Genomic DNA, 11,616 nt, shown 5'->3' with positions numbered 1-11,616 from the left:
CCGTGCTCCATCTGATCCTCGCCTCCCAGTCCCCCGCCCGCACCAAGCTCCTGGCGGAGGCCGGCATCCGGCATACCGTGCTGGTCTCCGACGTCGACGAAGCGGCCGTCCAGGCGCAGTACGGCGTCACGGACCCGCACGACACCGCGCTGCTGCTGGCACGTGCCAAGGCCGAAGCCGTCGCCGCGCTGCCGGAAGCGGAGGGCGCGCTGGTCCTTGGCTGTGACTCCGTTTTCGAGTTCGACGGCGAGGCGCACGGCAAGCCGTACACCGCCGACGTCGCGCGGGAACGGATGCTCCGCATGAGCGGCAGCGCGGGGGTGCTGCACACGGGGCACTGGCTGGTGGACTGCAGGGACACGGACGACGACGACGGCGCCGCCCGCGGTTCGGGCGCCACGCTCGGGGCGGTCGCCTCCGCCGAGGTGTCCTTCCTGGACATGGCACCGGAGGAAATCGACGCCTATATCGCCACCGGCGAGCCGCTGCACTGCGCCGGCTCCTTCACGATCGACGGCCTGGGCGGGGCCTTCATCCGGAAGGTGGACGGCGACCCGCACGCCGTCGTCGGCCTCTCCATCTCCACCCTGCGCGGCCTGCTCGCGGCTGCCAACGTTCGCATCACGGACCTCTGGCCGCCGCGGTAAAGCACTCCCTTTTCTGCACCACTTGTAGCTTCCCTACAAAGGCGGGCCGGTTTACACGCGGATTCCGCAAGTAATATCGGCGGAACCTCCAAAACCGCGCTAGGCTCCCTGAAGGAAAGAAGGAGACGCCTTGTCAGCAAATTTGGAGCAGTCCGCAGGAACCACGCAGCCCAGCCTCACAAAGGTGCTGATCGCCAACCGCGGCGAAATCGCCGTGCGGATCATCCGGGCGGCCCGGGATGAAGGCATCGCCTCCGTGGCCGTCTACGCTGACCCGGACCGCGATGCGCTGCACGTCCGGCTCGCTGACGAGGCCTACGCCCTGGGCGGGACCACCGCTGCCGAGTCGTACCTGGTCATGGACAAGATCATTGACGCCGCCCGCCAGTCCGGCGCCGACGCCATCCACCCCGGCTACGGCTTCCTGGCCGAGAATGCCGAGTTCGCCGCCAAGGTGATTGCCGCGGGCATCACCTGGATCGGCCCTTCCCCCGAGGCCATCTCCGCCCTGGGCGACAAGGTCCGCGCCCGGCACATCGCCGAAAAGGTGGGCGCTCCCCTGGTCCCCGGCACCGCCGACCCCGTCGAATCCGCCGGGGAAGTCCTGGAGTTCGTGGACCGGCACGGCCTGCCGGTCGCCATCAAGGCGGCCTTCGGCGGCGGCGGCCGCGGCATCAAGGTAGCCCGCACCCGCGAGGAAATCCCCGAACTCTACGAATCCGCCGTCCGCGAAGCAACCGCCGCCTTCGGCCGCGGCGAATGCTTCATCGAGCGCTTCCTGGACGCTCCCCGGCACGTGGAAACCCAGTGCCTGGCCGACGCCCACGGCAACGTGGTGGTGGTGTCCACCCGCGACTGCTCCCTCCAGCGGCGCAACCAGAAACTCGTCGAGGAGGCTCCGGCACCCTTCCTCACCGAAGACCAGAACCGCCGTCTCTACGAATCCTCCAAGGCGATCCTGAAGGAGGCCGGCTACCTGGGCGCCGGCACCTGCGAATTCCTGGTGGGCCAGGACGGGACCATTTCCTTCCTCGAGGTCAACACCCGCCTGCAGGTGGAGCACTGCGTCTCCGAGGAAGTCACCGGGATCGACCTGGTCCGCGAGCAGTTCCGGCTGGCCCGCGGCGAGGAACTGGGCTACGGCGATCCCGAGGTGCGCGGACACTCCATCGAGTTCCGCATCACCGGCGAGGACCCGGGCCGCAACTTCCTGCCTGCCCCCGGCACGCTCCGCGTCCTGAAGAACCCCACCGGTCCCGGCGTCCGCGTCGATTCCGGCGTGGAACAGGGCGACGTCATCAGCGGGAACTTCGACTCCATGCTGTCCAAGCTCATCATCACCGGCGCCAGCCGCCCGCAGGCCCTGCAGCGCGCCCGCCGCGCGCTGGAGGAAATGGTGGTGGAGGGCATCCCCACCGTCATCCCGTTCGACCTCGCAGTGGTCACGGACCCAGCCTTCGCACCCGCAGAGGGGCCCTTCACGGTCCACACGCGCTGGATCGAAACCGAGTTCACCAACAACCTGCCGGCCTGGACCCCGGACACTGCCGTTGACGGCGAGGGCTCCGCCGAGGAGCGCCAGCGCGTGGTGGTGGAAGTGGGCGGCAAGCGCCTCGAGGTGGTCCTCCCCGCATCCCTGGGCACCCCGGGAACGGCCTCGGCCGCCACAGGCAAGCCGGGCAAGTCCAAGAAGCGCTCCCGCTCCGCCGGTCCGGCTGCGGCCACCGGCAACGCGCTGACCTCCCCCATGCAGGGCACCATCGTGAAGGTGGCCGTGGCGCACGGGGACGTGGTCACCGAAGGCGACCTGGTGGTGGTCCTCGAGGCCATGAAGATGGAACAGCCCCTCACCGCGCACCGGTCCGGCACCATCACGGGCCTGACGGCAACGGCGGGCGAAACGGTGTCCGCGGGCGCCATTATCGCCACCATCGAAGACTAGAAAGCGGCACACGCAGCCATGCTCGCACCAAGTTTCCAGGAAGAAGTGGACCGCTACCACCAGGCGGTCCCTGAAATCACCCGGGGAAACCCGGCGCCGATCAAGGACCTGTATTCCCGGCTGGATGACGTCACCCTGGCCAACCCGTTCGGCGGCATAGCCCGCGGCTGGGCGCATGTGGAGGCGCGGCTGGACCAGGCCGCGCGGCAGTTCCGCGACGGCGAGATGCTGGGCTTCGACACCGTCACCTCCTACACGGCCCGCGACACCGCATACCTGGTGGAGACCGAACACTTCCGGGCACGGCTGGACAGCGCCGCCGCCACGGAGGAGTTCGCGCTCCGCGTGACCAGCATCTTCCGCCGCGAGGAGGGCTACTGGAAGCTGGTGCACCGGCACGCGGACCCCGCCGCCCGGCCACAGTCCCGCCGCTCGCTCACGCAGCCTCCGACCTGAGCCGGCTGCCCCGCGGGCGCCTGCGGGTGCCCGGGGGCCCGTTGCCGGCACGGTGACCGCTGCTCGAATGCTGGCAGGCGGCGCCGGCAGGATGCAGACTTAGCACATGCTGCCTTTCCTGCTCCTGGCCTCCCGCGCGGAAGACGCCGCCGCTGAGGACGAGTACGCCGCATACCTAAGGTACGGCGGGCTGGAGGAGCGGGAGCTGCACCGGATCCGGCTCGAAGCCGCTCCCCTGCCCCCGCTGGACCTCTCCAGGTACTCCGGTGTCATCGTGGGCGGCAGCCCGTTCACGTCCAGCGACCCGCCGGAGCACAAGAGCACGGTCCAGCACCGGGTAGAGCAGGAGCTGGCCGCACTGCTGGACCAGCTGGTGGCCCGCGACTTCCCGTTCCTTGGCGCCTGTTACGGGGTGGGCACCCTCGGGAGCCACCAGGGCGCCGTGATCGACCGGACCTATGGCGAGCCCCTCGGCGCGGTGGAAGTGGAGCTGACCCGCGAAGGCCTGCAGGACCCCATCCTGCAGGGAATGCCCCAACGGTTCACGGCGCTGACCGGACACAAGGAGGCCGTCAGCTCGCTGCCCCCGCACGCCGTCCTCCTGGCACGGGCCGCCACCTGCCCGGTCCACATGTTCCGGATCAGGACCAACCTGTACGCCACCCAGTTCCACCCCGAACTGGACGCAGACGGGCTGGTGACGCGAATCGATATCTACCGGGACGCCGGGTACTTTCCACCGGAATCCGCCGAGGAGCTCATGGCTGCTGCACGGCGGTTCACCGTCACCGAGCCCATGGCCGTGCTGAAGAACTTCGTGGCCCGCTACGCGCGGTGAAAACGGCAATGCCCGGCGTGCCGAAAGGCAGCGCCGGGCATTGGGGCAAACGAAGCGTCAGGCGACGTTGTTCTCGTAGTCCAGGTCGCGGGTCTCACGGGTGAGGAACAGCGCGATCAGGGTCAGCACAGCCATGGATGTCAGGTAGATGCCTACCAGCAGCGGGCTGCCCTTGGCGGCTTCCCACAGGGCGACGGCGATGAACGGGGCCACCGCGGCACCCAGGATGCTGGAGAAGTTGTAGCTGATGGCTGAGCCGGTGTACCGGACGTTCGTGGGGAACAGTTCCGGCAGCAGCGCACCCATGGGGCCGAAGGTGAGGCCCATGAGGGAGAACCCGAGGATCAGCAGGCCCATGGTGCCCACGAAGCCGCCGCTGAACAGCGGGACAAACAGCAGGCCGAAGACGAAAATGCCGGCGGTGACGGCCATGAGCATCTTGCGGCGGCCGTACTTCTCGGCCAGCGGTCCGGAGACCAGGGTGAAAATGCCAAAGAATACGACGCCGGCAATCAGCATCCAGAGGAAATCGTTGCGGCTGTAGCCAAGGCCCGGAACGAACGCGGCGGCAGCGGCTTCGGACATGGGCTTGCCGGCCTTTTCGGCTGCGGCCTTGGCGCCCTCCAAAGTGGGCTTGGTGCCGTAGGTCAGCGTGAACGTGGTCATCAGGTAGAACAGCACATACGTGGCCAGCATGATGAAGGTGCCCAGGATCAGCTGGCGCCAGCTGGACTTGAAGACCCGGCCCAGCGGAAGCTTGGCTACCTCGTTCGATTCCACCACCTTGGTGAAGGCCGGGGTTTCGATCAGCTTGAGCCGGACGTAGAGGCCCAGGATCACCATGACGGCGCTGAGCAGGAACGGGACGCGCCAGCCCCAGGCCTGGAAAGCTTCCGGGGTCAGGGTGTAGCTGGCCACCAGGAAGATGACGTTGGCAATGATGAAGCCGATGGGGGCACCGAGCTGCGGGAAGGTGCCGTAGATGGCGCGCTTGTTGGCGGGGGCATTCTCCGTGGCCAGCAGTGCCGCGCCGCTCCACTCGCCGCCGAGGGCCAGGCCCTGGGCGAACCGCAGGACCACCAGCATGGCCGGCGCCCAGAACTCCCAGCCCGGAACCAGCGCCGTGGGCAGGCAGCCGATGAGGAAGGTTGCGATGCCCATGGTCAGCAGCGACGCCACAAGGGTTCCCTTGCGGCCGAACTTGTCGCCGAAGTGCCCGAAGACGATCGAGCCGAGGGGGCGGGCAACGAAGGCCACGCCGAAGACGGCGAAGGAGCTCAGCAGCTGGGTGGTTTCGTTCGCGCCCGGGAAGAAGAGCTTCGGGAACACGAGCACGGCGGCCGTGGCATAGACGTAGAAGTCGTAGAACTCCACAGTGGTGCCGATCAGGCTGGCCACGATAACGCGGCCGCGGGAGTTCACCGGCTGGTGCGAACCAGGCACCTTGGTGGTATCGGTGGATGACATGGGTAAACGCTTTCGTGAGATCGGCCGGGCGCAGGCAGTGCTGCCTCCCGGCGCGAATAGTTAGAGTTCGATCTTACTTCGCCGCGTCCAGTCAATGGACGAAACGTCCACAATGCGGACCTGTGTTGTGCATCTCATATTCCGGGCCCTGGCACCGCCTCACGCCGCATGGCGGGCCCGGATAGGCAAAAGTCACAGCGCGTTAACAAACATCGACTGTCCGCGAAACGCGCCGTCCCTACCTTGGAGGAACAACATCCCCCGAAGGAGGTAACCCGTGACTGTTGACCGCACCGTTGATGCCGTATCCGCCAGCGCACAGCCCGGCCCTACCCGCACTACTGACGCCCCCGCCCTTGAATTCCGCCCCGGCCGCTGGATCGCCAACTGGGATGCCGAGAACAAGGAACAGTGGGAGGCCGCAGGCCGGGCCATCGCCCGCCGCAACCTGAACTGGTCCATCTTCGCCGAGTTCCTCGGCTTCGTCGTCTGGCAGCTGTGGTCCATCGTCGTGGTCCAGCTTCCCGCCGCAGGCTTCACCTTCTCCACCTCGGAAATCTTCTGGCTCATCTCCATGCCAAGCCTGGTGGGTGCCACCCTCCGCATCCCCTACACCTTCATGGTCCCCCGCTTCGGCGGCCGCAACTGGACCATCGTCTCCGCCCTGCTGCTCCTGATCCCCTCCACCGGGCTGGCCCTCTGCGTCTCCAACCCGGACACACCGTTCGGTGTCATGCTCCTGGTGGCTGCCCTCGCCGGCTTCGGCGGCGGCAACTTCGCCAGCTCGATGGCCAACATCACGTTCTTCTACCCGGCCAGGGAAAAAGGCTGGGCGCTGGGACTGAACGCCGCGGGCGGAAACCTGGGGGCCGCCGTCGCACAGCTTGCCGTTCCCATCGTCATCACCCTGCTTGCCGCGGGCACCGTCAACCTTCCCCTGGCGGGCTGGATGTGGGTCCCCTTCATCCTGCTGGCCGCATTCGGCGCCTTCAAGTACATGAACAACCTCACCAGCGCCAAGGGTGACGTGGCCGGCTCGGTCGCTGCACTGAAGGAACCGCACCTGTGGATCATGGCGCTGCTGTACATCGGCACCTTCGGCTCCTTCATCGGCTTCGCCGGTGTATTCCCCAAGCTGATCAAGGACTACTTCCCCGCGTTCTCCTCCATTGGAGTGGGAACCGTGGCCCTGTCCCTGGCCTTCCTCGGCCCCCTGGTGGGTTCGCTGGCCCGTCCCTACGGCGGCCGCATGGCGGACCGCATGGGCGGGGCCCGGATGACCGTGTCCGCCTTCGCCGCGATGGCCGTGATCACGCTGACCATGATCTGGACCCTGCCGCTGAAGAACTTCCTGCTCTTCCTGGTCCTCTTCCTGATGCTGTTCACTGCCAGCGGCTTCGGCAACGGGGCCACGTACCGGATGATTCCGGTCATCTTCGCCACCTCCAGCCGGGCTGCCCGGAACGGTGCAAACCCGGTGGCCACCCAGCGGCTCGCGTCCTCGGCCCTCGGCCTGATCTCCGCGATCGGCGCTTACGGCGGCTTCGTGATCCCCCAGGTGCTCAATGCCTCCAGCACCGCCAGCGGCTCCTACACCCCGGCCTTCTACGGATTCGTCGGCGCCTACGTCCTGATGCTGGTGGTCTGCTGGACCTGCTACATCCGCAACGCCGGCCGGAACGCGATGGGAAACGTCTAACATGACCAAAAGCGCCGACACGCACTGCCCTTACTGCGCCCTGCAGTGCGCCATGACGCTCACGTCCCCGGCGGACCTGCCCCCGGCTTCGCAGCCGGGGCCAGGCCCCGCTCCTGCACCTGCCGGCTCCAAGGCATCCCCCGTCCTGGACGTGGCCGGCCGGGACTTCCCCACCAACCGCGGCGGCCTGTGCCGCAAGGGCTGGACCTCGGCCACGCTCCTGAACCACGCGGGCAGGATCACCGAGCCCCTGCTCAGAGGTGCTGACGGGATCCACCGTCCCATCGGCTGGGACCAGGCCCTGGACCTCGCCGCTGCGGCAGTCAAGGACGCCCGCGCCCGGTACGGTGCGGACGCCGTCGGCGTCTTCGGCGGCGGCGGCCTCACCAATGAAAAGGCCTACCAGCTGGGCAAGTTTGCCCGGCTGGCGCTGGGCACCTCCCGGATCGACTACAACGGCAGGTTCTGCATGTCCTCCGCGGCCGCAGCGGGGATGCGCGCCTTCGGCGTGGACCGCGGGCTGCCGTTCCCGCTCGAGGCCCTGGACACCGCCAGCACCATCCTGATGCTCGGATCCAACGTTGCCGAGACCATGCCGCCGTTCGTCCAGCACCTGCAGGGAGCCCGCGACGCCGGCGGGCTGGTTGTGGTGGATCCCCGCCGCTCCGCCACCGCGGCCTTCACGGCCGACGGCGCCGGCCTCCACCTCCAGCCCCTTCCCGGCACCGACCTCACCCTGCTGCTGGGCCTTTCGCACGTGGTCATCCACGAGGACCTGGTGGACACCGCCTACCTCCAGGAGCGCACCTCGGGCTACAACGCCGTCGTCCGCAGCGTGAACGCCTTCTGGCCTGAACGCGTCCAGTCCATCACCGGCGTCCCCGCGGACCTGATCCGCGAAACCGCCAGGATGCTTGCCGCAGGTGCCCGCAGGGGCGGCAGCTACATCCTCACCGGCCGCGGCGTGGAACAGCACGTGGACGGCACGGACACCGCCACCGCGGCCATCAACCTCAGCCTCATGCTGGGCCTGCCCGGCTCCGCCCGCAGCGGCTACGGCACCCTCACCGGCCAAGGCAACGGCCAGGGCGGCCGCGAGCACGGCCAGAAGGCCGACCAGCTGCCCGGCTACCGCAAGATCACCGACCCCGCCGCCCGCGCGCACGTCGCCGCGGTCTGGGGCATCCCCGAGGAACTCATCCCCGGCCCCGGCCTGCCCGCCGTCCAGCTGCTGAAGTCACTGGGACAGCCCGACGGCGTCCGGTGCCTTTTTGTCCACGCCTCCAACATCGCGGTGGCGGCACCTGACGCCAACGCCGTGATCGAGGGGCTGCGGAGCCTGGACTTCCTGGTGGTCTGCGACTTCTTCCTGTCCGAGACCGCTGCGGAGGCGGACCTGATCCTTCCCGTGCTCCAGTGGGCGGAGGAGGAAGGCACCCTGACCAACCTGGAAGGCCGCGTCCTGCGCCGCCGCCGTGCCATCTCCCCTCCCGCCGGCGCCCGCAGCGAACTCTGGATTATGGCCCGCCTGGCCGAGCGCCTGGACGCCCCGTCCACCTACAGCGACGATCCGGAAACCGTCTTCGAGGAACTCCGCCTGGCTTCCGCGGGCGGCCTGGCCGACTACTCCGGCATCGACTACGCCATGCTGGACCGCGGCGAGGCCGCCCACTGGCCGTACCCGGCCGGCAGCACCGGAACGCCCCGGCTGTTCCGGGACGGCTTCGCCCACCCCGACGGCAAGGCGGTCATGGTCCCGGTGGCGCCGCGCCGCCGCCGGACTCCCGCGGCTGAAGCCGCCGGGCACGCAACAGGCCCCGCCGGCACACCCATGACCCTCATCACCGGCCGCCTCCTGGAGCACTACCAGTCCGGCGCCCAGACCCGCCGGGTCGCCGAGCTCGCCGCCGCCCAGCCGGAGGCCAAGATGCAGATCCACCCGGCGGCGGCCGACGCCATGGGCATCGCCGCCGGAACGCTGGTATCGGTGTCCAACGGGCGCGGCGAAGTGGTGTGCCGGGCCGAGCACAGCACCGCCATCCGCCCGGAAACGGTGTTCCTGCCCTTCCACTTTCCCGGGGCTGAGAGCGCCAACCGGCTGACGGAAGCGGCGACGGATCCGGTCTCCGGGATGCCCGAGTTCAAGTTCAACACCGTTTGGGTCCGGCCCGTGGCCGCGCCCGAATCCGCCCGCATGCTTCAAACGACGGAGGCCTCATGAGCGAGCAGATTGTCATTGTGGGATTCGGCCCCGTGGCCGCCCGGCTGGTGGACGAGCTCCTGCCCGCCGTGCGCAGCGGACACGCCAGGCTCACAGTGGTGGGCCAGGAAGCCGAGGCCGCCTACAACCGCGTCCTGGTGGCCGATCTCGGCGTCGGCCGGACCACCGCTGACGCCCTTGCCCTCGCCGACAGCGCCGAGCTGGTTGCCGAGGGAGTGGATGTCCGGCTGGGCGTACGGGTTAAGCGCGTGGACCGGGCGCGGCAGCAGGTGGCCCTGTCCGACGGCGCGTCCGTGCACTACGACCGGCTGGTGTTTGCCACGGGATCCCGGCCGGTGATTCCCAACCTCACCGGCATCAATCCGGACCCGTCTTCCCCCGTGCTGCCTGCCGGAGTCACGGCATTGCGGGACCTGCGCGACGCGGAAGTCCTGCGGCAGGCGGTGGACGGCGGCAAGCGCGTGGTGGTCCTGGGCGGCGGCGTCCTGGGCCTGGAGACGGCGCTGGCGGCCGCGGAGGAAGGCGCCACGGTCACCGTGGTCCACAACGGCCCGCACCCGCTGGGCCGCAGCATCGACCGCGGCGGCGGGGCGGTCCTGGCTGCCGGACTGCGCCGCTGCGGCGTCCGGGTGGCCGGCAACGCCCGGTCCACCGGCGTTGAGCACAACGCGCCCGACGGCGGGTTTTCGGCTTTGCTGCTGGACGACGGATCAGCGATCGACGGCGACCTCCTGGTCATCTCCTGCGGCGTGCGTCCCCGGACGGAGCTGGCCGAAGGCTGCGGCCTCTCCACCGGCACCGGCATCCTGGTGGACCACCGGCTGCGGGCGCACCACGAGCCGCACATCTTTGCCATTGGCGACTGCGCCGAAGTCCGCTGCCCGGACCCGGGCTGCGCCACGTGCCGGAACGCCTCCGGACCGTCCGGGCTGGTGGGTCCGGGCTGGCGGCAGGCCGAATGGCTGGCCGGTTACCTCACCCTGTTAGCTGAAGGGGCAGAAGCGGACGCCGAAGTGCTGCCCGCGCTGCCGCCGGAACAGCCCGGCGTCGTGGTCCTGAAAGCCCGGGGCATGAACATGGCCGTGGCCGGGGACAACGCTGCCGAGCCGTGGGACGAGGAAGCCCTCACGGCCGGGGCCGTCAACGGAAGGCCGCGCCTGCAGGTGTCGCAGTGGGCCGATCCCGAGCACGGCCGGTACGTCAAGATGACCACCCGGGGCGGTGTGCTGGAAGGCCTGGTGGCGGTGGGCATGCCCCGGACCGCGGCCGAACTCGTGGGACTTTTTGAACGGGGGGCCGAGCTGCCCGCCGACCGGTCGCTGCTCCTGCGCCTGGATGGACCGGACCAGCTGCCCGGGGCCGGGGCTGCCGACCCCGCGGGCACCGTGTGCCGGTGTGCGGGGGTCAGCGGGGCGGCCATCACGGCGGCGGCCTCTGACGGCTGCTCCACGGTGGCCGAGGTTTCCAGGGCCACCCGCGCCGGAACCGGGTGCGGCGGCTGCCATGAGGACATCAAGGGTCTCATCGAACGGCACTTCCAGGCAGCCGCCGCATAGCAGCTGCGGGGCTTTGGCCCCTTGGCACCGGGATTCCCCAGGGCTTGAATGGTCACAGGATTCCACTGGCCGCAGGAGGCACCCATGTCCTTCCCTCTCGTACTGGCCTTCGCCGCGGTGGTGCTCGCCGCCGTGGCCGGAGTACTCCTTGTCCGGGAGAAGGATCCGCAGCGCCGGGCCCGTGCACTGGTGAAGATGGGCGCGGTGGTCATGACGGTCTTCACTGCGGCGGCCGTGACCTTCATTGGCGGCTACGCCATGGATCAGCCCGGCGGCATGACGGGGCTGATGATGACCTTGTCCTGGTTTGCTCCCATGGTGGTCCTTGCGGCCCTCGCCTGGTTCCGGCCGGCCGGAGCATCTCCCCTCCTGGCGGCGCTGGCCGTGCTACTCGTCGCGGTCTGCGTGTGGTTCGCCCTCGATCCCGCGACGGCCCGCAGCCTCCAGGATTCGAACGGGCCGGTGGTGGCCATCGGCGTCGTCGCCCTGGCGTTCCCGGCCGCTGTCCTGGGACTTAAACGGTCAGGCGCGGCCGGCTGGCTGCTGTTTGCCATTGGCACGCTGCCGCTGCTGATCACGGTTCTTGGCCGGTCGGGGCCTGCGGCCTCCTTGGCCTCCGCCAGCGCGGTTCCGCTGATAACCGGCATTACCTACCTGGTGGCCTCGCGGCTGGCACGGCGGGACCCGGCCGCCCGGAATAGGCTCCCGGCCTCGACATAAGCTTCCGCACGGATACCGCTGCCTTTTCCTGTCCATGCCCTTGACGGCGGCGTCCGCACAGCATGTGATG

The 11,616-nt window shown here is 69.2% G+C and carries 9 protein-coding genes; 8 read left to right on the top strand and 1 reads right to left on the bottom strand.

Translation table 11 applies throughout. The features are described 5' to 3' along the window. Positions 1-2: 2 nt before the first annotated feature. The 4 genes from LDO22_RS20510 (at position 3) to LDO22_RS20495 (ending at position 3,883) form a co-directional block, all read left to right on the top strand. On the top strand, positions 3-647 hold the full coding sequence (locus LDO22_RS20510; protein ID WP_224025500.1) for a nucleoside triphosphate pyrophosphatase: 645 nt from the start codon (positions 3-5) through the stop codon (positions 645-647). 142 nt (positions 648-789) lie between these two features. Further along, positions 790-2,589: a biotin carboxylase N-terminal domain-containing protein gene (locus LDO22_RS20505; protein WP_224027292.1), complete on the top strand. Its 1,800-nt coding sequence runs from the start codon at positions 790-792 to the stop codon at positions 2,587-2,589. 18 nt (positions 2,590-2,607) lie between these two features. After that, positions 2,608-3,045, top strand: coding sequence for a nuclear transport factor 2 family protein (locus tag LDO22_RS20500; RefSeq protein WP_224025499.1), 438 nt, complete (start codon positions 2,608-2,610; stop codon positions 3,043-3,045). 106 nt (positions 3,046-3,151) lie between these two features. Then, complete coding sequence (locus LDO22_RS20495) at positions 3,152-3,883, top strand: glutamine amidotransferase (protein WP_224025498.1); 732 nt, start codon at positions 3,152-3,154, stop codon at positions 3,881-3,883. A gap of 57 nt (positions 3,884-3,940) precedes the next feature. On the opposite strand, the gene LDO22_RS20490 is transcribed toward LDO22_RS20495, so the two are convergent. Beyond that, a complete protein-coding gene (locus LDO22_RS20490) occupies positions 3,941-5,350 on the bottom strand; it encodes an MFS transporter (protein WP_159632465.1) in 1,410 nt (469 codons plus the stop codon). A gap of 277 nt (positions 5,351-5,627) precedes the next feature. Here LDO22_RS20490 and LDO22_RS20485 point away from each other — a divergent pair, with 277 nt between their 5' ends. The 4 genes from LDO22_RS20485 to LDO22_RS20470 all read left to right on the top strand — a co-directional run bounded on the left by LDO22_RS20485 (position 5,628) and on the right by LDO22_RS20470 (position 11,546). Then, positions 5,628-7,049 carry an MFS transporter gene (locus tag LDO22_RS20485; protein WP_224025497.1) on the top strand — a complete coding sequence of 474 codons (1,422 nt, stop codon included), beginning with the start codon at positions 5,628-5,630 and terminating at the stop codon, positions 7,047-7,049. A gap of 1 nt (position 7,050) precedes the next feature. Continuing rightward, on the top strand, positions 7,051-9,270 hold the full coding sequence (locus tag LDO22_RS20480) for a molybdopterin oxidoreductase family protein (protein ID WP_224025496.1): 2,220 nt from the start codon (positions 7,051-7,053) through the stop codon (positions 9,268-9,270). Further along, entirely contained in the window at positions 9,267-10,826 is a 1,560-nt protein-coding gene (locus LDO22_RS20475; protein WP_224025495.1) for an FAD-dependent oxidoreductase, read from the top strand. Before LDO22_RS20480 ends, LDO22_RS20475 begins: the two co-directional genes overlap by 4 nt. Positions 10,827-10,910: 84 nt before the next feature. Beyond that, positions 10,911-11,546 carry a hypothetical protein gene (locus LDO22_RS20470; protein WP_224025494.1) on the top strand — a complete coding sequence of 212 codons (636 nt, stop codon included), beginning with the start codon at positions 10,911-10,913 and terminating at the stop codon, positions 11,544-11,546. Positions 11,547-11,616 lie beyond the last annotated feature (70 nt).

Origin of the sequence: Arthrobacter sp. NicSoilC5 (assembly GCF_019977395.1) — a bacterium.
Taxonomy (GTDB): Bacteria; Actinomycetota; Actinomycetes; order Actinomycetales; family Micrococcaceae; genus Arthrobacter.
This window is presented reverse-complemented; position numbering and strand designations above follow the sequence as displayed.